Here is a 21,960-nt window from a genome sequence, read left to right on the forward strand (position 1 = left end):
TTTAGGAGGAAAATAGCCATGTTACATATGTTTGTTGCCCAGACCAAAGCAGAAAGTATACGAATTATCCGCAGTCCATTTTTCTTACTTTTCTCCATTGCGATGCCGCTTGCTTTCTACTTTTTATTTGCGAGTATGAATGGGGTTGATAAATCGATTCAATCAACAACTTGGGGTGTCTTTTCATTGATGTCGATGACGGCATTCAGTTTGATTGGTACAGCCGTATCTCAATTCGGTATCCGTCTATCGTTAAAGCATCAAGACGGGTGGGTACGCTTATTGAAGCTAACTCCACTATCTCCTACAGTCTGGATTGGTAGCAAAATTGTATCGCAAATGGCTGTTCACTTGATCGTCATTGTTGTTATATTTTTATCTGCTGGCCTTGTTCATGATATACAATTGACAGCCGGGCAATGGATTTTATGCGGATTATGGTTATGGATCGGGAGCATATCGTTTCTGGCGCTTGGTGCCTTGTTAGGAACGCTTAAAAATGCGAATACCTCCGTTGCAATCGGAAATGTATTACAGATGGGACTTGCCATTGTGGGGGGGCTATGGATGCCGCTTAGTACTTTGCCAAGTTGGATGGGCTCGGTCGGGGAATGGCTTCCATCTCACCGTTATGCCAATGGGGCATGGAATATGATCGCTGGACAAAATCCAGCAGGTATTGATTTCATAATTTTGACAGGATGCGGTCTCCTCTTTATGCTACTATCAATCTATATATATAATCGACGGGAAGCGGTCTAATTGAATAGAGAAAAGAGGCGTCTCTTTCCAAAATCGGAAGGAGTCGCCCCTTATTTTTTGTTAACAAATTTAATGATACCCATGTACTTTTTACTTTATGAGCCATCAAGTATACAGTGGCTTGGCTTGGTTCTGTTAGGCATATTCGTTCCATCGTTTCGACAATCTTACTTTTATGCAAAGTGGGCCTCGCCAATATTGGTGGTTCAGGTGGGTATACTTTTAATTTTAGCAGCTGTATTTCACCCTATGTATACGTTTATAGGTTTTATGATAGCTGCTCCGCTGAGCAAACAAAAGCTGCCAATATTACTCTCTATAACGATCGTTTTTACTGTAGCTATGGGAATTATCGCTGTTCCTTACTTGGATCGGATGGGCAGCCTATTATGGGTAGGGCTGGTGCCTATGTTTGGCATCTGTATTCTGCCGTATATTATTCGAACTTCGACTCGATTTCAACAAAAGTCTGCACGGCTGCGGGCAGAAACTGCTGAACGAATGGCACAGCAGGAGGAGCGCCAGCGGATCGCACGTGAATTACATGATACATTGGGACATACGCTGTCATTAATCGCACTAAAAGGGGAGGTCGTTGAGAAATTGGTCAATCGTCATCCCGAGAGAGCGATAGAAGAGGCTCGCGAAATACGAGAAACGGCACGCGCAGCCTTGAAACAAATGCGTGAATTGGTTACGGAGATGAAAGTTACATATTTCGCTGACGAATATAAGCATGCTGTATCGTTATGTTCAGCTGCAGGCATACCGCTATTATTTCAATATCAATCGATTTCAGATCCTGGACCTTCTAATGTAGGGATGGAAGACGCTTTAGTGAACAATCCGCTTCCGTTAACACCCTTGCAGGAGACGATTTTGGCGATGTGTTTTCGCGAGACGATTACAAATGTGGTTCGACATAGCCGGGCAACAAAGTGTAACGTTCATCTAGACATTCAGGAAGGGGAAGTTCGTGTATCTGTACGTGATGACGGTATTGGAGCAGATACGGAACAATTCTATACTAGCAGTAATGGCCTCGCCGGATTGCGGCAACGGTTGGTTATGATCGACGGACGTATGTCGCTGTCTTCGGCCTCAGGCAAGGGGACGGAAGTCACCTTACATATACCTAGGGTAATACGAAATGAAAAGGTAGGTAGAGCTTAGATGATTCGTATTGTTTTGGCAGAAGATCAAAAGTTATTAAGGGGAGCACTGGCAACTTTACTCTCGTTAGAAGATGATATTGAAGTAGTCGGTCAAGCTGAAAATGGGGAAGAAGTGATGTCCATGATTCAGCAATATGAACCCGATGTCGCTGTTCTGGATATTGAGATGCCACTGAAAACGGGGTTAGATATTGCGGAATCGGTTCAAAAAAATAAGTCGGCTTGTCGTGTCATCATCTTGACGACATTCGCGCGTCCCGGATATTTCCAGCGGGCTATGCAGGCAGGAGTTTATGGATATCTTCTTAAAGATACGGGCAGCGAGGAACTGGCTGATGCGATTCGTCGGGTCTATGATGGGAAACGTGTCATCAATTCAGAATTGTCGCTCGCGGTATGGGATGATCCATGTCCATTATCACCCAGGGAGCGTGAAGTCATGAAGTTGGCTGCCCAAGGTTTAGTTCTTCAAGATATTGGAGCACAGCTGTTTCTATCCTATGGAACGGTACGGAACTATATGTCAGAAGCGATTGGGAAGCTTGGGGCGAATACACGGATTGAGGCGATAGATATCGCACGTAGCAAGGGATGGTTGGATTAAGGAGAGCTCCGAGGTAATGGAGGTAAGCAATCAAATGAGGAAGAGCGCAGATTCGTCAGAAATCGTTCTTCTGTTGATTTTGTGATTATCATAAACTGGACAGATCGCTGGCGCTGGCGATCGAAGTCGATGGATTTGCCTTTCACGAGAACAATCCTGAACAACTAAAAAGTGATGAGAAAAAAGAAGATTTTTTTATAAAAATTGGAAAAAATTAGAAAAATTTCGCACCAACGAGAGCGGAGAAGAATAGAGGATTAGGGAGCTGCTAAGTTCTGTGTTGTATAAGGTAGGAATGATTAGGAGGTGTTTATAATTGAATGGTCTATTAAAACTCTGGATTTTTCTTACTTCATTCGTATCAACTTATCGGTATAATTGTCTTCTGGACCGAGATATGTCGATAACGAGTTCCCTTTGTTTACAGATATATTTATGGTTTTCATATTTTTACCGAGTTTCTTTATTCTTTTCTCAATATTATCGTTTCTTATTAATCGATTCTTCATTAGAAAGATTTCATTTAAAATTTTGCTTAGTGTAATATTATATTGTTTATCATTTATTGCGTCATATTCTCTTTTCAACGATATTTGGAGCGTCAATGTAAGATTATTATTGATCTCTTTGACGTCATTAGTTGGTCTAATTCATTACTTAATTTCATATGGTTTATCTCTCGTAAATTCAGCAATACGAAAAAAATTAGATGAAAACATAGGGTGAAGATAATTTTAATAGGTCTACTTTTACTTCAACAAGTTCATCTAAGCCAGCCCAGTCCCTAGTCTAAAGTCTAGGTTCAGATACCCCCTAAGACGGTTATGTCGGGCAAATAAGGCAGATATAATGGATGTATATCTGAGAGCGTGACTTATGAAGCCAAGGAGTGTTTGAATATGAAGGCAATGGAAACGACCGCAAAGGCGCGGGCAGGTAAGGTGAACTGGGTGCTTTTTAATCCAAAAACCTATGCAACGATCCTCTACTTAATGCTATCCCTCCCATTAGGGATTATCTATTTTACAGTGGCCATCACGGGAATTGTACTATCCATTGGATTAACTCCAATATTTATCGGAATACCGCTGTTTTTTGGAGTAGCCAAGCTGTTGAATGGGATTGTGATTTTTGAACAGAGCTTGATTAGACAAATTTTAGGTTTACCTAATCCTCCTGTAGCGTATAGCAACCATCAACAGTCTGAAGTGGGGCAGAACTGGTTGAAACGAATGGTGAGAGGTTTTGACGGTGGATTATTTATTCGAAATCTGCTGCTCGTTTTACTAAGATTTGTAACGGGTATCGTATTCTTTGTTGTTATGGTAACGGTGATTTCACTAGCACTGGGATTGATTGCTCTGCCAATCGTGCATATCATTTTGATGAATGAAATGCAGCTTGATATTTTAGAGAATAGTTTGTTTAGTTATTTTCATATCGATTGGACCTATAATCAGCAATATCTGCTGTACGCAGGCGTTGGACTTGTTCTTTTTTGGATCGCGCTTCGCGTCGTAAATGGGCTGATGCAAATTCAGCGCAGAATCATGTATGTGGATGAGCCATATCCGCAACCGTCAGTACCAGTAGAAGTACCTGTTCAATCGCAATATTATGAGTACGATGAGGATCAGCCTTCTCAAGGGATGATGCAGACGGCGTATAGAGAGCTTTAGAAGCTCTCTTTTTTTAATTCCACTACTTGAAGCGTGATTTATTTGGACAACTGAAGATTATTTAGTCCATTTGGCACAAGGTACTTTACTTTTGACTGAACGATATGGGTTTGAATTTGTAATTGGCTCTGTCCTCCGACTATGGGGAAAAGGAAAATGGTCCCAAGGTCCTAACGATTTTTTACTATTCTGTTACTTGTTCCTTTTGTGAAGATGGATGACCTTTACTACAATAATTACATTAATCTGTATATTGTTGAGGTGAGTGCCATGGGTAAAATATTAGTTCCTCCGGAAAGACTTATGGAGATATCCCAACAATTTGCACAGGCCAGGGAGATCGGGGTGCAAATTTGCAGCCACCTTACCCAGCAGATTCAAATTCTTGAAAGTGGATGGGAAGGTACGACAAGGCAACAATTCTATCAAAATTTCCAGCTGGCCCGTCAGCAAATGGATAATTTCACCGCAGCGGTGGGTTCAGTCAGCACGGAATTACATACGATTGTCAACCGTTTTAAAGAGACCGATTCCACTCAAGTTTCTTTACAGGCAAGGACGGTCGCCGATCCGATTGATCAAACCCAGAACGTGTTAGACAGCTCGCTTGAAGCAAGAGATAATCTGGAAAAGTGGGGAACTCTCCTTTACAGCTCTGTGGGTGCTTCCTTAGTCTTAACCAAGACGGTACAACTCAGAGTAGATCCTAGAAATCCGTCCCGAGCCAAAATTCATAATGCTCCATGGGTTAAAGGCAAAGGTAACAATACGTTCTTGAAGAACCTGGCAAGAGGCATAAATCGCCAGATTGTGAACCCAGGCTTCATGATGAAAGGAATCAAAGGCTTTGATAGAGTGGCAAGCAAATTCGGTCTCAATTTTGGGTTAGGCTTTAGTCAAGCTAAGAATTTTCCTCAATGGACTAGACAGGTCATTGCCGGTGTGGAAAAAGGTAGATATGGGATCGCTACCAAGAAAATCCCAGGCATGATCGCCAAAAAGATATTCCCGATTAACGCAACCTTTAATGTGATCGGTGAGGCTTCCGGCCTTGTCAGTAAGTATCGTGAAGGCAAGCTTAACGGGGAAGAAGTAGCTGTAGCCGCATCCAACGTTGTTGTAAAAACAGCCGCAACCTATGGCGGAGCTGTAGCAGGCGGAGCCGTCGGAGCGATGATTGGCGGTCCGGTTGGTGCGGCCATCGGTTCCTATGTAGGCGGTACGGTTGGAGCCTTTGTCGGTGATGGCGCAGCTAAAGTGGTCGAAAAAGGAGTTCGCTGGATTAGCGGACTGTTCAAATAATTTCAGGAAGGCGCTAAATCATGAACGCAATATCATATCGGAAATCCGTGGCATGGGGCAAATCACTTGGCAGTTTACTGTTTGTGCTGGCCTGCCTGTTTCTGCTGTACGCAGCTTTTTTTTATGGACACTTCCTTTATTCGCAAGTTTTTTTGTATCACATCAGCCATCATAGGAATTCCCTTTTTTGGAGGATATTTGGTTGTCAGCTTGCCAAAGGCGCTGAAATCAGACACGCAGCTTCTCACCTACGATCAAAATTCCATTTCAGATGGTACGCGGACCGTAGCCTGGGCGGAGATTACAAGCATCAGCTACAGCGGCCCTTCCATTCGGAAGTGGCTGCTTCCGAAATTTCCTGTGCTGATTTTTCATTTGAAAAACAGAGAGACCTGGACCGTGAATACGTATTATTTGTTGACCGATACCGAAATTCAACCTGCCATGAAGCGCCTGCGGGGGCTGATCAGCCGTAACGGAAAGGAATCGAAATAGATTTGTATTGGAGGATTTGCTTACATGAGCGAGCATACCTATATATTTTCATTAGAAGAGCTGGGTTACGCCTTGGCCGTTCATCAAGGGGAGGAAATGGCTGCAGGACTTATGAAGGCATATTATGGAGATCTGTCTGAAGACAGATGGGAGCTTTTGTTTCAGGCCGCTACACATAGCTTGATGTCCAAAGGTTTTATAGAATCGATTGATGAAGAGAACGGAGAGGTTCGTTTTCCTTCCGAAATTACGCAAATGATTCAGCATTTGCTGTACAGCAATTATATGCTCAGAGGCATTACGGATCGGAATTCTAACAAAGTACTGACGATCCACGAGCTGCAGCAGCGGTATTTGTATCACTTGTCTGACAATCATACGCTTCATTTTCTAACCTGGACAGCGCCGGCGGATTGGGAAGAGGAGCTTGTACGTTTCTATGGAGTGGAGCCTTCGAAAGCCGAAGGGCCGACTTTATCCGAATCCAAGGTTGTGATCACTGAAGAATTGTGGAACCGGCTGACATCTGGTGAATTCCCTGCCTCCTCTCTTCATGATGAGCTTTCATCAGACCAGCAGCAGCTGATTGCAAAATGGCAGCAGGATTTTCAAAACAATGCTCGTACCATGGACAATCTAAGCACGATAAGAATTGGCAGCGGAAATCAGACGGCCATCGAGGATATTTTGTTTGTGCTTCCTGCTAATGAAGGGGTCTGGATTGTACGTAATCGGGAAGCGGACAGAAATGAGGAACCACAGATTTGCATTGAGCTGCAATCCTTCTCTGCATGCAGAAAGACGCTGGGCTCTTTTGCTGCAACTTTGGCTTAGGTAAAACGGTAAGTTAGTACGGCTCATCTTGAGAGGTCTTCTATGTGATCTACGCTTTCTGTAATGATACCGCCTGGGGAGTGTATGAATCGATTCAAGCGGATATCTTGCTATCGTCCATCTCAAAGAAAGCCCGGAATATTCGCGAGGATATTGAGATCGGATTTGAAAAATGCAAAAACCACATCCGCATGCGAATGTGGTTTTTGCTTATCGTGCGGATTCGAAAGCGTAGGCCCACAGATATCCTTTCGATTCCAGCAGAAGGGCATCCGGCCCTTCCTTCGGTTTCACAACGATGCTGTTGTTTGTATTCATGATGTAACCTTCATTCATTCGCTCGATGACGATGGGAATATCCAGTTCCATCAACAGCTGACGCATCCGATAAATCGTATTATACAAATTGGACAGCGCTCGCTTCTCCTCTACGTTCGTCCAGAGATCATCGATGATTCTCCATTTATGGCATAACTTATTTTCATGAAGCAGCAAATAGTAAAACAGCTCCTCCGTTAAGCGGGTAGGCCATTTTACAAGTTGGTCTCCTCTCATAACGGATGCTTCTCCGTATAACTGGACATCGAGTGTATTCTTAGGGATCGGCTTTGGTCTCTGGCCATAATACTTCTGAAGGCGTTCATCCAGCTGCTTCACCATATTCATGGTCATCGGTTTCAAGAGATAATCCAGGGCTTGCACGCGAAAGGCCTGCACGGCATATTGCTGGTGAGCGGTCGTGAAGATCACAGGCACGTCGATCCCGTTCTCCACCAAGTTCTGGGCCAGCTGAAGTCCCGTCATTCTCGGCATTTCAATGTCGAGCACGAGTGCGTCCAGATCCAGCTTGGGTATTTCCTGCAGCGCATCAAATGGCGATTCGAAGCAGCCTACAATTTGAAACGGGCCATACGTTTCAAGCAATCGGGCATGCAGGCCCAGAATCGGTTTCTCATCCTCCACGATGATGATCTTCCACATTACCCTTGTCCCTCCTTCACGGGAATCATGATTTGAATGGTTGTTCCATTACCCGGCGAGGAGTCAATCTCCAGGCTCCCTTGGGATAGGTCATGCACGCGCCGACGTACATTCGTAAATCCGATTCCGGCATGGGCAGCCGTTCCCCCCATTAATTGAGCGCATTGCAAGGCCGACATACCTACCCCGTCATCGGCGACGCGGATATTCAAGCAGGAACCCTGCAAGGAAACCGTGACCTGAACATGACCCGGACCTTCCTTGTCGAACAGGCCGTGGCGAATCGCGTTCTCGACTAAAGGCTGCAGGAGCAGACTCGGAATCAGAACATGCTCCGCGGCAATGGACGGTTCGATGTCATAAGCGAAGGTTAACCGTTCGCCAAATCTGGCTTTTTCCACCTCTACATAGGCGTCGATAATCTCCAGCTCCTTCTGCAGGGTAGAGAATTGTCCGTCCCGGCTCGTCTCAAATATATAACGCAGGAAAGAGCTGAGCATCGTTAGAAGATAGGCTGCACGCTCCCCGTCCGTATAACAAAAGGCAATGATGTTGCTGAGCGCATTATAGAGAAAATGCGGTTTGATTTGGGTCTGCAGAAAGGCCATTTCATATTCAATCGCCTTCTGCATAGACTGCTTCGTTTGTTCTGCGGCATTCAAGCGGGCCATCAAGGTCTCTTTGGAAAAAGGCTTCAGTAAATAATCATTAGCGCCAGCAGCGAAAATCATTTCGATATGTCTGGGATACTCGGAAGAAATCATCATTAAGACCGGCAGGTCCATTACGGATGCCTGATTACGGATTTGTTGAAGCAGCTCCAGACTATTCATGTCGCCAGGAATGATATCATCCATGATCATCATCGCGATTTTTGGATGATTCCTATAATAATCAAGCGCTTCTTGAGCCGTATACGCGATTCGTACCCGGTAGGCATCCCCCAGCATGTCCCTCATGACCTCCGCATGCATCGCATCGTCATCGACAATCAAGAGCGTTCCCAGATCCCGATCTTCTGCGTGTGCCGCAGACTCCAGGTTGTATTCATATTCGGCTGCGGTAACCGGCTCTTTACATTCGCTGAAAGCCAGTGTGACCGTAAAGCGAATTCTGCCTTGCAAACGTTCATATGCGATGCTTCCATTCATCTGTTGGACAAGTTCTTCTGTCATCATGAGTCCCGAAGAATGCGGGCGATCCCGATTCACTGCTGTTGATTCGCCGGTTGACGTCAATTTAAGCAGGGTATCCGTGCCCACCTGCATAGCTTCAATCGTCAGTTGATCTTCTGCGATATCGTGAGAGATCTCTGTCATGATCCGGATGAATACCTGCGTTAAGCGCTGCTCATCCGCCCATACGTAAAGCAGCTTCGGAATCTGTTCATGGATTGCGATTTTTTTATTCGTGAAGGTAAACTGCATCAGCTGAATGACATGAAGCATGACCATCCGAAGATTGGTGGACTTAAGCTGGATCGCATAATCATCAAATCGAAGACGGGTAAAATCATGCAGATCCCTCAATAAATAAACCATGTTCCCCATTAGCTGCTCAGCCAAGTACAATTGCTGGCCTTGCTTCTCGCGATCGGGCTCCCGATTCATGGCTCCCACGAGATGGATGGCATCGTGCAATGGCCTCTGCAAGTCCTGGGTCGTGACTTTCAGGAAGGCATCCTTCGCATCGTTTGCCTTTTGCAGCCTCGTGCTCAGCTGTTCCGATTCCTCAGCCCGGTTCATTAGACGTATACCGAGAAAAACATTCATCGTCATGACAAACCCGACCAACCCGATACGGTTCATATAATTTCGCCCAGTAAAGAATAAATTGTCCGATGAAGCGCTTATCGCAAATACGGCAAGAAACAGCAGCATGGACATTAGGATGATTGCTTCATTTCGGCGTATGTTGATTCGCTTTTTAAGCGTCAAATAGAAGATGCGAATAATAATGCCCAGAATTAATCCATCGTTGTAATAAAAGAGCGGGTACTGCGTAACCGACAGGGTTCTGGCCGGGAGAACCGCATTGAAGAATGCATAGGCCAGGATCGGCAGAAACAGCAGATACATCGTCTTTCGACTCATGATGGAAGGAATCATTTTGACGATAAAGACAATCAGCAGGATGGAGGCCAGGAAGGTAAAGGTATCCTGCAGCCGAAAATAGAGCTCAAAGGGAAACGACGGGAACTCCCGAATGAATAGCCGTTCCCCTCGCAGCACGATGACCAGGGCTAATAGCAGAAAGTGCAGCCCGCTGTACAGGAAGGCCTCATCCTTCGTTCGCAGCAGGTAGATTGTCATATGGAACATGCTGAACAGCAGCAAACATAAGGTAGCCGTCCACTCCAGGGACAGATCCCGCTGCACGTCTTCCTTCATCAGTTCGGCGTCGCCGAAATCAATCGGCAGGACGATGCCGCCTCTCGTATTGTAGAAGTTGGAAGCGTGAATGGTGATAAGGAGCTGCCGGCTGTCCGGTTTAAAGTACGCTTCATAGGATGGATTGTCCGGTGTTGTCGCTTGTTTGGTTGCTGCCACGGCTCCTATTTTCGAGAGGGCTACGCCATCCACATAGATGGTGTGAGCGGACCAGATATTGCGAACGCGGAGACCGATCTCTCCCGACCAGTGGTCCGGCAGATATACCATTAATTGATAGGAGCCCCACTCGACCTCCGATGCCCAGGGACCGGGTACCGGCAGATGTTCGGCTTCACTGGAAAAGTCTGTCGGGGCAACAAAAGCTTCGCCGGTGAATTTCCAATCGCCTGCTAACGAGACAAACGATGTCTCCTTGAGCTCTCGCAGGTCAAGCACGCCATTTACGGCTTTGATCTTGACGGCACCTGTATCCTGATCGCTAAAGATCATATAGAGAATGGCGATTAGGGCACATATGGCACCCAGACAACCAATCCATTTCTTCATGTATAGTCACACCCCTATGGACTCTATCATATGGCAAAGATCTCTCAAAAATCTACCTGTCGATCGAAGTCGAATTTGAGAGATTTTTGAGAGATGCTTCTGATATGTTGGAATTACATTTTTTACAATCTGATCTGCTGGAGGGTGTTATCCGCACAATTTTATTCAAAAATGGGGATAAGGGGTCACATGTCGGTGTAGAATGTCAGACGGTTACTAAACTTACAGGATGGGTGAAACAGTTGAAGAAAAAAATCATATCCATGATAGTGGCAGCACTGTTAATTGTTACGAATATGCCGATGGCATATGCGCTCTCGCCGGTAGCAGAGGTCTACTATAATGCTGGGACGAGCATCTATGATTCTAGTGATTTTGAGAGCCAATTAAATGATGCGATTAAAGCCAGGCTGATAGCGGAAGGCGTAAATCCCAAATATGTGTCGATCATGGACGCGAGTGCAGACCGGGCAACGGTAACGGATACGACGTATGTCCATAACGGTTATGACAGCTGGTATATAGGCGGACCTTATGCCACTCGCCCGGCGGTTGAAACCGCCGATTACAATCATGTTCAAATTTCCAACAATGGCGGCACGTTAACCTTCTATGGTTATACCTCGCCTGCTTATAAGGATTACATGCTGACGCAGGGAAGCCCTTCGGGCAAAAAGATCATTACCTTCGACATGGACGAATCCAAAGTGGATTACCACAGCATGGAAGGCGGCGGTTTTCTATTTAATACGCAGATCGATGGCAACGGAAAGTTGAGCGGTTATTCGATTTTATATGTTCAAGGCGCCGTCAAGGTATATAAAATCAATGGTGTGGATGCATCCGCGCTGCATCATGAGACAGGAAGAGATTTGAGTTCGATGACAGGCGTTACCTCGATCGGAAGTTTTCCGAAAGGGGCATCCACTCATCACAGCATCAAAATCGTAGCAACGGACACCACGCTGAGCATGTGGGATAATGGCGACCAGATCATTCGGAATTTAACCCTTCCGGATGTTTACGGGAATGAATTTGGGCCCATTGTTAGTCATATCGGCCATGGCTGCGAGATCATCTCGATTTTTTCATTTGATAATATGAAGTTGTATTCAACGTCGAGCAAGACACTGGATGTGGCTGCGGATAATATCCTTTGGGGAACGTCGCCACTGCGCTATGTCGTGAACATTAACGATGACCCTCGCGGGGATTTGGACGGGGGCTCGAATCAATCCAATCTGACAAACTCGTTCAATAACACCGGTGCACAATATGTTGGTGTAACCAGCGCCACGTATGCGGACATCGACCAAACGTTTATCGACGGCATTACAGGCGGCGGACTACATATCCATTCCGACAAATCCAGCGCCGATATCATTCAAGAGATTGCCGATCGTATCGCAGATCAACTGATTACAGATTATAAGGCGGCTATTCTGGACATCGAAGAGGCAGAGAGCAATACCGATATCCGGTTTCAGCCCGGCGACACCAAAAACTCGGTAAAAAACAATCTTACCCTGCAGCAGGACGATGACGTAACTACCGTCTGGTCCTCTGACCAGCCGTCGATCATCGCGCCCGACGGAACCGTAACCAGACCGGTTATCACCCAGTCGGGAACTTACGTGACCTTGACGGCAACCATCACCAAGGACGGGCTTACAAGCGAGAAGACATTCACCGTGTATGTGAATGCGGCTGATCCGGCTCCTTTAGGCACGTTGACCGCCGCTTCTGGCAATGGGGAAGTGACATTGAAATTCCCTGCTCTAACGGGGGCATCGAACATCGTTGTTGAACGATCTATTGATGGAACCACCTTTACGCCGGTTAGCCCTTTGGAGACGTTGGATGCGACTTCTACAAGCGCAACAGTAACCGGGTTAGCGAACGGTGAAACCTACCATTTCCGGCTAAACGTTGAATCGGGGCTATATGACGGCATATCCAATGTGGTCCAGGCTTCGCCTTCGAAATCGTTAACCACGTTGTCGGCCGTTGCAGGCAGCGGGCAGGTGACGTTGAATTTCCCTGCTCTAACAGGGGCATCAAGCATTGTTGTTGAACAATCTACCGATGGAACCACCTTTACACCGGTTAGCCCATCAGAGCCGCTGGATGCGGCTTCAACGAGTGCAACCTTAACCGGATTAACGAACGGCGAAACCTATTATTTCCGATTGAACGTCGGATCAGGTCCGTATGCAGGCGTATCCAATGTGGTCGAAGCGTCGCCTTCGGAACCGATCACCACGTTGTCGGCCGTTGCAGGCATCGGACAAGTGACATTGAATTTCCCTGCTCTAACGGGGGCATCAAGCATTGTAATTGAACGATCTACAGACGGCACTATCTTTACACCGGTTAGCCCATTAGAGACGCTGAATAGCGACTCCACAAGTGCAACCATAGCCGGTTTATCCAGCCGTGAAACTTACTATTTCCGATTAATCGTCCAATCGGGTCCACATGCAGGCGTGTCCAATGTGGTCAGCGTCAAACCTCACGCGCCTGCGGTACCGGAAGAAACTCCACCTGCAGGGAACACGGGCGTTGTACAACAACAACCTGCAGCCACAATGAAAGCGGAAGTGGTTGTTTCCGACCAAGCGAACGGGGGCAAAGTCGTTCAGGAGAAAATTACGAAGCTTGTCGGCGACAACTTAAAAGTATCCGGGAAAATAAAGTCGGCAACCGGGCAAGAGCTGAATCTGCCGAGTATCGTAATGAACCAGGACGGCAGCTTTACGCTTCCGAAAGTTGCTGCCGGCGAGTATACATTGTCGCTGAATGTAATCGCACCTAACGGAGAGAAGCTGGCGGGCCCTGCCGGCAAGTTAAGCGTTGACAGCAATGGTAATGCAAAGCTATCGGTTGATCTGGTCGATCCATATGGCACGATTCTCGATAAGGTGACAAGTCAGCCGGTTGCAGGAGTGAATATGCAGTTGTATTGGGCAGATACGGAGCTGAATCGTTCCAAAGGCAGAGTGCCGGGAACGGTTGTTCAACTGCCGGAGCTTCCGGATTTTTCGCCGAACAAAAACCACAACCCGCAGAGCAGCTCTGACAGCGGCCAATACGGCTGGATGGTTTACGCAGATGGCGATTACTATTTCCTAGGCGAGAAGAATGGTTACATCGTGTTTGACAGCCGTAATGACAAGCGTGAAGAGCGCTTCGGGAATGACAGCTACATTAAGGACGGAGTCATCCACGTCGGTGATACCATCGTGAAATTCAGTTTCTCTGCACAGCCGAAAGTGAAGGCTTCAGGCGATCATCGTGCTTACATGGTCGGATATCCAGACGGCACGTTCCAAGCGGACCGCGGAATTATCCGTTCGGAGATGGCTGCGATTCTGTCCCGTTTGTATACAGCTGAAGCGGGAGCCAACAAAGTATCGTATTCGGATGTAACTGCAAAACATTGGGCAATGAACGCCATCACGACGGCAACCCATAATAAATGGATGGTCGGTTTTAGCGACAACACGTTCAAACCGAAGAAACAGATCACGCGGGCGGAATTTGCGCAGATTCTTATGAATGTGTACCAATGGGATGCCGTACAGGAAAGCACATATACGGACGTAACGGGACACTGGGCTGAAAAAGCCATCGCAACGGCCCAGGAACAGGGACTGCTGTTCGATTTCACGGAGAAGTCCTTCAATCCGAACCAATCCATTACAAGGGTAGAGGTCATTCGGATCCTTAACCAGCTGCTGGATCGTAAGCCTTGGGATATCAAGGTTGAACCGAAATGGACCGATGTTCCGGAAGGACATGACTACTATTCCGACATCATGGAAGCTTCGATTCCGCATTCGTTCGATCAGCTCGAAACCGGAATTGAAAATTGGAAGGAATAGAAAGCAGTGGCGGCGATTTGTATGAGCATGTAACTACAAAAGAATAAGCGTTTAAGCCAAATAAAAAAGCGTCCCTAACGGGTCGCTTTTTTGACGTGTAATATGAAGGGGGAGTTGGCATGATAGAAGCCCATATGGTCACAACGCGGTTAATGATAGTTCTTGGATTCATTCTCCTTGTATTTGCCGTTGCTGTCATGCTGGGCTTGCTTCCGGCGATCATTGCGGGCCTGCTGCTGCTGCTGGGCCTCCAGGCTGTTCACGGGTGTCGCTTCGAGGTCTTTCACCGTGTTGATCAGGTTCTTGTCCGGTTGATGGTCGCTCAATGGAAAGGTCCTCCTTGTACTGGAATCGATTGTGATGTTTAGTATGTGCTGGCTGGTATTCGGTTATTCGTGGTTACCGCATTGGCCTGAATTGAGGGCAAGCGGCAGAAACCGTTATTGTGTGCAGCAAAAAAAACAGCAAAAAAAGACCCGGCAGAGGCCGGGTCTTCCACATGTGACATCTTCAAATCGTCACTCGACTAAATCCAATCCTTCGGAGCCAGCTCAATGGCCGAGCGAATCGCGGCGAGCATGCTCTTGTCGTCGGCGATATTCTTCCCGGCAATATCGAAGGCGGTGCCATGGTCGACCGAGGTGCGGATGATGCCGCCCTTCAGTCCGACCGTGATGTTCACGCCTTCTTCGATGCCCATGACCTTGATGGGGGCATGTCCCTGGTCATGGTAGCAAGCAACCACGATATCGAAATCGCCTCTGCCTGCTCTGAAGAATAAGGTGTCCGCAGGCAGGGGGCCCACAACGTTAATGCCTTCCTGCTGGGCGCGCTCGATGCCCGGCTGCAGTTGTTTCTCTTCTTCTCCGTTGCCGAAGAGCCCGTTCTCGCCCGCATGCGGGTTGATTCCGCAGACGGCCACTCTTGGATTGTCGAAACCGGCTTTTTTCAGAGTATCGTGAGCCAGCTTGACGACGGTATACGTTCTTTCCGGGGTGATGCTCTGAATGGCTTCGATCAACCCCATATGTGTAGTCAGGTGAATCACCCGTAAGTTCGGCGTTGTCAGCATCATCGAGAAATCTGTTGTATCGGTGAGGTCCGCCAGGATCTCGGTGTGACCGGGATACAGATGCCCGCCTTGATGTAAAGCTTCCTTGTTCAGTGGAGCTGTGCAGATGGAGTGGATCTTGTGCTGTTTCGCCAGCTCGATCGCTCTAGCCAGGAATTGAAAGGCTGCATCTCCCGCAATAGCGGATACTTCGCCGAATTTAAGGTCGGCCGGAACGAGATCCAGATCGATAACATCCACGGTGCCAAATTCATATTTGGCCTCGGATGGATCCTGAATGGCGCGTACCTGTAAGTCTGAACCGATAATGGGCAGTACCCGCTCTAAAATTTTTGCATCTCCAATAACAAGTGGATTGCAGTTATCGTACATCTCCTGATGGGAGAGTGCCTTCATAATAATCTCGGGTCCGATGCCTGCGGCATCGCCCATCGTAATTCCAACGGTCGGTTTCATGCGGTATGACCTCCTTTTAACTTATGAATCGCGTGGATAAATACGTCCGGTTTGCCGAATCCGCCTGCCTTGGTGATGACATACAGGTCGTCAACGCTTAAAAATTTCGAGATCGGCACGCCAATCTCAAGCTCGTCCAACAATTCAAAGCCGCTAATCTTCCATTTCATGCAGATCTGCTTGGCGGTATCTCCGCCAGTCATGGATACACCCTGGAAATACCCGTTCTCCAGCAGCTTGGCGCAGATTTCACCAATGGCGCGCACAATCTCATTGCTGACCTCGGTGTGATTAAGTCCTCTAGTCTCACCAACTGCTCGTGCTTGGTCAACATCAGACTGCTCTGCGGTTGAGTAGATGACGATGTCCTTGCCTTGCAGTGCCTGGGTCTTCACTTCTTCATACACGCGCTGGATTTCCTCATCGCGCTCTGTTTGCGCGGATACAGCCTTGTAGGAGCTGAATGGTACCGGATAAACATCGGTTTGTTCAAGCAGCAGTTTAAGCTGTGCGCGGGAATTCTTGTTCACGCTGCCCACGACGGTAAGGATTGGCCCCTGATTTTGCTTGATGGTGAGCTCGACAGGACGGCTCGAAATATCGTAATGAGAAGGAAGATAGTTGGCAATGCCTGCAGATCCAGCCCATGCGAAGTCATAGTCCAGTTGTTTGGTTATTCGCAGGATCTGCTCTAAATGCGCTTCTTCCGTGGAGTCCACCAGCACATACGGGATATCCTGTTCTATCCATTCCTTTAACTTATTCTTAATATGGTCCCTGCCAGCGTTCAGATCGCGGACTGAAATCACGCCGACGGCATGTTTGGTCTGCAATTGAAGCAGGTCCGGCAGATAGGAATGGGTGACCGGTGTCTTGGGATCGTTGGCAATCTCCGTCTCTGCCAGCGGCACGCCATTCAGATAATGAGTGCCATCTAGAATGGTGCGATTGTTTTTGGGATAACCCGGGACGATCATCATGAAGTCAGGCTTCACTATGTCGTACAGGGCATCGATCTCGATCCCGATATTGCCGCGCATGGTGGAGTCCATTTTTTTGAAAATCGTGTCAAACCCGGCATCCGTTAAAAATTGGGCGGCTCGGCTTACTCGCCGATATGCCTCCTCTGATGTAATGGAACGACTGTCCGTATCGAAGACAACAGCATCATAGTGATGAATATTATCTTCGTCCATATCGAATAACACACTTGTTTTCAAGCCATGACGGGCGAGTTGGACCCCGCTGTCATTGGCACCTGTCAAATCATCTGCGATAATAGCTAATTTCATGCTGCTGCCTCCTACTTAAAAAGCTGATGGATAGAGGGGTTACTTAAAAAAACCTCTATGATGTTGGATTATTGTATTTGGCTACGCCGCCTGATTTCTCCAATCTCTTGGACAGGAATCCGATAAAGATCGGCAGTAGGATGGCCGTGGTCACGACACTCGCGGCGATTTGTACAGTTGCAAGTTCAGCGATGGGAGCGAATGAGGCGTTGGCAGCCAAAATTGCAGCCGGCGTTCCAACTGCGTTACCGGCTGTGGAGCCTTCCGAAGCACCGACAATCGGGTTCCAGCCGATGGCTCTGAAGAGAAGGAATCCAATGCCGCCCGTAATCAATACGGTCATCACCCCAAGCAGGATGCCGCTCAGTCCACCCTGAATGATGGACGAGAAATTGATGCCCATACCCAGCGAGAAAGCGAAGAAAGGAACCAGCTTGTCACTGCCTTTATGCAGCCAATCGGCCATATCGCGGTCCAGGTTCCCGATCACGACACCGACGAGCAGGGGAAGCAGTACCGCAACAAAAGACATCGGCGAGAACATGCCGTTGGCAAAACCCATAGCGCCGAAGATCGAGAGGGCCACCATCGTCAAGAACGGTCCGTCGCTTAAAGCAAGGAAAGGATAAGCAGCCTTGTCATCCTCTTTTCCATATTGTCCGGCTAGCGCTATATACAGTCCGCCGTTGGAATTTGTCATCGCGGCGATAATGGCAAGAGGGGCAAGACCCAGGAATAATCCATTGGAATCGGCAAACATAATGGCGATCAATCCTAATAGTGCACCGATAGCCCATTTAAACACCAGCAGTGTGACACCCTTACCAACAGAGGACCCTGCTGTTTTAAACGTGATTTGCGTTCCGGCAATCAGCAGGAACAGGGCAATGAGTGTACTCGAGCTGTTCACGAATAAAGCCTCCGTGAAACCGCCGATGCGCAAAGCATTAGGTGCGAATGTATTGAAGCACGCTCCGACGAGGAGGGGAACAACCATCATACCGCCAGGGATACGATCTAATGTCGCTTTGATTTTCATAGTATTAGCTCCTTAATGTAATCGTTTTATTGAAGCGCTTGCAGTCATTATACTAGTCCATATTGCTTATTTTAGCAACATATAATTTATGTAAATAATAAAATTTTATCTAACTGTTTAAAATTGCAACATATATAACGAAAAAAAGACGCAAACTTAAATTCATTCTTTAAGTTTGCGCCAAAGCGTGGCCCGATTAATCCCTAATCGTTCTGCCGCCTTTGATTGATTATTATTCTCCTCACGGAGTACATGTTGAATGATTTCTTTCTCGATCTCTTTTAGGGTTCCTTCAAGCTGGATAGGGTTTGAGGCAGAATACCCATCCAGCAGGCGAGATAAGGTTTCGGCTGAAATCACGTAATCCGTCTCGTTCAGGGCCGCTTGCTTGATGAGCTGTTTTAATTGGCCGATTGTCATAAACGAAGCGGACTGCCGTATCAGCTGCAATGCGTCATCCTTTATTTTTACTGCATTGGTTCCGTATTTTTGATGGTATCGGCTTAGAAAATGCTGAATGAGCGAAGGGAGGTCATCCAATCGGTCAGACAGGGGCGGCATGATGACTGTATTGAGCTGTATATGTCCGGTTCCGGCTTGGTCAAGCTGCTGTTCACTGAGCATGAATACGCCGATCTGCCTAGGAAGGCAGGCCTGAACGAATGCAGCAAAACGAGGATCAGGTACGCTTTGTTCGATATGGATGAATTCCACATTGCGAACGTTGGACAACGGAATTTTCTCTAACTGATCCGGGGAGATTTGGGCCATATCGATCTGAAGCAGCAAGCCGCCGTCCGAGTACAACTGATGAAAATATTGAACAAGGAAGGACTTCCCCGTATCCTTCTCCCCAAGCAGATGAATGGGCTCATGGTGCTGATAGAGCGCTTGGATATGGTCCAATGCCCTGCGCATAGCGGGGGATTCCGCGACAACAGGTTCGGCTAGTGCTTCTTGATATGCCTTTACGCCTGTCTGCGCAAACGCATAAGGCTGTTCTTTTTCCAGCGTGTATACTTTATAACTTATATGATTCAAGGTTGTTTCATAAGCTGTGACCGCCAACTGGAAATCATCGACCATGAACATATTCTGAATTTTGGATTTGTGGAATTCCAGGCTGGTATTAGTCAGAAAAATATGATGGTCCGTCAAAGGGCTGTGGTCAAAATCCGTCAATCGCTCAAATATGACCTCATTCCGATCGTTCAGAATAACGAGATTGGGATGCTCCAGTGTAACGAGATCGTTCAGTATCATGGAAACGACGTTGCTTTTGCTGAGATAGCGATAGATAAGCTGGGCATCCTCCAGAGCTCTTATGATCGATTCTTTGCCTGAATGGATTAACAAGCCCTTTAAGCCGTATGCCTGGGCTGTATTCACGGTGATGACATCGCCGACAATCTGGCGGTAGCCGTCAGACTTCAGCTCCAGCAGTAATCTGGCAACGTCTTCGGAGCTATGGATGGTGTATACCTTTAATGGCAAATCCATCAGCTCAATAATCGATTGTGCGCCGGAAGTAATATTGGAAAAGCCCACGATGGCTGTTTTTCCGTTAAACTGACTCGCCAGCGTGAGAGAACGGATCATGTCGTATCCCGACAGGTGGATGTCAATGACGGGAATCGTGACGGCGTCCTTGATGCGCTGCGCCGTTCCGCCGCGGCTGATAATGACTTCGGCTCCGTTTTTCTCAGCATGGGCTGCCAGCTCAGCCCCTTTCATCAAATCGCCGACCGCATACTGAATGTCTAGTTCGGGAAAATGGGGAATACACTCTTGTATTACGGGAATCATCGCTTCATATGGAGCAATCATATGGACATGTATACTCATATTTATCCTGCCTTTTTGTATAAATCAATTGGCCGTGTACCTCGTTCTTGCGAGATGCAGGCGCGTACCTCCATTATAGCCAACTTATATCGGAATCGCACCCTGCAAGCATGGCGAATCTCCGCTGCTGGATATTGAACCTGTATGTTCATTACCCACATGAGGTCGCGGATGGGAATTTTTGTTCTTTTGCTTCGTGCTGGAATCTATTCTATAATAATAGGCTAATATAAACAGCGGTAGGAGGAACCAATGGATTTTATCAAAAATCAACTAGACGGATATGGCATGAGTGAACAGACCATTGTGTATCTTTCGAGTATGATCATGGTCTTATTTATCGCATTGATCTCAATTCTGGCAAATATCATAACTAAAAAAATCGTACTGAAGACGATTATACATATCGTCAACAGCAATCGCTACACATGGGACAACATCATTGTGGAGAAAAAGGTGTTCCACAAGCTGTCGCATTTGGTGCCGGCCATCATCATCTATTTCTCGGCATCCATCTTTCCCTCGTACCAGGTTCTGATTGAAAAAGCGGCCATGACGTATATGATTATCGTAACCATCATGGTATTTAATGCGCTGCTCAACGCCTTTGACGCGATTTATCGTTCGTTTGAAATCTCCAAGATCAGACCGATCAAGGGATACATTCAGGTGGCGAACATCATTCTGTTCATCATCGGCGGCATTGTGGTGATCTCGAACCTGATCGGTCAGAATCCGTTGATCATTCTCAGTGGGCTGGGTGCCTTATCGGCTGTTCTGATGCTGGTCTTCAAGGATTCCATACTAGGTCTGGTAGCAGGCATTCAGCTATCATCGAATGATATGGTACGCGTAGGCGACTGGATTGAAATGCCCAAATATAATGCGGACGGTGACGTCATCGACATTACCTTGAACACCGTAAAGGTGATGAATTTCGATAAAACGATCACGATGATTCCGAGCTATGCCCTCATCTCGGACTCGTTCAAGAATTGGAGAGGCATGCAGGTATCCGGCGGCAGAAGGATTAAGCGCAGCTTCTACATTGATACGAGCAGCATAAGCTTCTGTACTCAGGACATGATTGAGGAATTTCAGAAGATTCACTACCTTAGCGATTATGTCACGACCAGATTAAATGAAATTAACGCTTATAACATGGAGCATCAGATTAATACGGATAGCAAAGTGAACGGCAGACAGCTTACGAATGTAGGTGTGTTCAGAGAATATATCCATCAATATCTAAGAAATCATCCGAAAATTCATAAGGATATGACGCTGATTGTCAGACAGCTGGCGCCGGGAGATAATGGACTGCCACTGGAAATCTACACTTTCACCAATGATATCAACTGGGCAGTGTATGAATCGATTCAGGCCGATATTTTTGATCATATTTTTGCCGTCGCCCCGACATTCGGGCTTCGTGCCTTCCAGAATCCGACGGGCCATGATATAGTCCAACTGAAAGAAAGTCCAGAGTATTCGCGAGGATATTGAGATACCAAAACCAAGATCGCAGATCGTCAAAGAGACATGTAAGCTTTAGGATAACGGTTTGCATTGTGTGCTGAAAATACAGCAGACGCCAGTCA

At 47.0% G+C, this 21,960-nt stretch carries 15 protein-coding genes and 1 pseudogene; 9 read left to right on the forward strand and 7 right to left on the reverse strand.

Features of this window, described 5'->3' with window-relative positions:
• Nucleotides 1-18 precede the first annotated feature (18 nt).
• The 7 genes and pseudogenes from PVOR_RS03360 (at nucleotide 19) to PVOR_RS03395 (ending at nucleotide 6,851) form a co-directional block, all read left to right on the forward strand.
• Nucleotides 19-762: an ABC transporter permease gene (locus PVOR_RS03360; protein ID WP_006207668.1), complete on the forward strand. Its 744-nt coding sequence runs from the start codon at nucleotides 19-21 to the stop codon at nucleotides 760-762.
• On the forward strand, nucleotides 763-1,935 hold the full coding sequence (locus PVOR_RS03365) for a sensor histidine kinase (protein WP_006207669.1): 1,173 nt from the start codon (nucleotides 763-765) through the stop codon (nucleotides 1,933-1,935).
• A complete protein-coding gene (locus PVOR_RS03370; protein ID WP_006207670.1) occupies nucleotides 1,936-2,541 on the forward strand; it encodes a response regulator transcription factor in 606 nt (201 codons plus the stop codon).
• A gap of 899 nt (nucleotides 2,542-3,440) precedes the next feature.
• On the forward strand, nucleotides 3,441-4,220 hold the full coding sequence (locus PVOR_RS03380; RefSeq protein WP_006207672.1) for a sensor domain-containing protein: 780 nt from the start codon (nucleotides 3,441-3,443) through the stop codon (nucleotides 4,218-4,220).
• Between the two features lie 213 nt (nucleotides 4,221-4,433).
• On the forward strand, nucleotides 4,434-5,522 hold the full coding sequence (locus tag PVOR_RS03385) for a WXG100 family type VII secretion target (protein ID WP_234972765.1): 1,089 nt from the start codon (nucleotides 4,434-4,436) through the stop codon (nucleotides 5,520-5,522).
• Between the two features lie 20 nt (nucleotides 5,523-5,542).
• Nucleotides 5,543-6,017, forward strand: a pseudogene (locus PVOR_RS03390) (DUF5381 family protein).
• 24 nt (nucleotides 6,018-6,041) lie between these two features.
• Entirely contained in the window at nucleotides 6,042-6,851 is an 810-nt protein-coding gene (locus PVOR_RS03395) for a hypothetical protein (protein ID WP_006207677.1), read from the forward strand.
• 210 nt (nucleotides 6,852-7,061) lie between these two features.
• On the opposite strand, the gene PVOR_RS03400 is transcribed toward PVOR_RS03395, so the two are convergent.
• Both PVOR_RS03400 and PVOR_RS03405 read right to left on the reverse strand, forming a co-directional pair.
• Complete coding sequence (locus PVOR_RS03400; RefSeq protein WP_006207678.1) at nucleotides 7,062-7,832, reverse strand: response regulator; 771 nt, start codon at nucleotides 7,830-7,832, stop codon at nucleotides 7,062-7,064.
• Nucleotides 7,832-10,771 carry a histidine kinase gene (locus PVOR_RS03405; protein WP_006207679.1) on the reverse strand — a complete coding sequence of 980 codons (2,940 nt, stop codon included), beginning with the start codon at nucleotides 10,769-10,771 and terminating at the stop codon, nucleotides 7,832-7,834. The genes PVOR_RS03400 and PVOR_RS03405 overlap by 1 nt, the downstream gene beginning before the upstream one ends.
• 104 nt (nucleotides 10,772-10,875) lie before the next feature.
• On the opposite strand from PVOR_RS03405, the gene PVOR_RS03410 reads away from it, so the two are divergent.
• Nucleotides 10,876-14,655 carry an S-layer homology domain-containing protein gene (locus PVOR_RS03410; protein ID WP_006207680.1) on the forward strand — a complete coding sequence of 1,260 codons (3,780 nt, stop codon included), beginning with the start codon at nucleotides 10,876-10,878 and terminating at the stop codon, nucleotides 14,653-14,655.
• A 149-nt stretch (nucleotides 14,656-14,804) separates the two neighbouring features.
• On the opposite strand, the gene PVOR_RS30910 is transcribed toward PVOR_RS03410, so the two are convergent.
• The 5 genes from PVOR_RS30910 to PVOR_RS03430 form a co-directional block, all read right to left on the reverse strand.
• Nucleotides 14,805-14,981, reverse strand: coding sequence for a hypothetical protein (locus PVOR_RS30910; protein WP_006207681.1), 177 nt, complete (start codon nucleotides 14,979-14,981; stop codon nucleotides 14,805-14,807).
• 200 nt (nucleotides 14,982-15,181) lie between these two features.
• Entirely contained in the window at nucleotides 15,182-16,183 is a 1,002-nt protein-coding gene (gene pdxA / locus PVOR_RS03415) for a 4-hydroxythreonine-4-phosphate dehydrogenase PdxA (protein ID WP_006207682.1), read from the reverse strand.
• Entirely contained in the window at nucleotides 16,180-17,475 is a 1,296-nt protein-coding gene (locus tag PVOR_RS03420; RefSeq protein WP_006207683.1) for a four-carbon acid sugar kinase family protein, read from the reverse strand. Before PVOR_RS03420 ends, pdxA begins: the two co-directional genes overlap by 4 nt.
• Before the next feature lie 55 nt (nucleotides 17,476-17,530).
• Entirely contained in the window at nucleotides 17,531-18,514 is a 984-nt protein-coding gene (locus PVOR_RS03425; protein WP_006207684.1) for a 2-keto-3-deoxygluconate permease, read from the reverse strand.
• A gap of 162 nt (nucleotides 18,515-18,676) precedes the next feature.
• Complete coding sequence (locus PVOR_RS03430) at nucleotides 18,677-20,359, reverse strand: sigma-54-dependent transcriptional regulator (protein ID WP_040680143.1); 1,683 nt, start codon at nucleotides 20,357-20,359, stop codon at nucleotides 18,677-18,679.
• A gap of 252 nt (nucleotides 20,360-20,611) precedes the next feature.
• Here PVOR_RS03430 and PVOR_RS03435 point away from each other — a divergent pair, with 252 nt between their 5' ends.
• The gene (locus PVOR_RS03435; RefSeq protein ID WP_006207686.1) at nucleotides 20,612-21,865 is read left to right on the forward strand and encodes a mechanosensitive ion channel family protein; all 1,254 of its coding nucleotides are present in this window, start codon (nucleotides 20,612-20,614) and stop codon (nucleotides 21,863-21,865) included.
• Nucleotides 21,866-21,960: the final 95 nt, after the last annotated feature.

It is taken from the genome of Paenibacillus vortex V453, assembly GCF_000193415.1.
GTDB lineage: Bacteria > Bacillota > Bacilli > Paenibacillales > Paenibacillaceae > Paenibacillus_AQ > Paenibacillus_AQ glucanolyticus.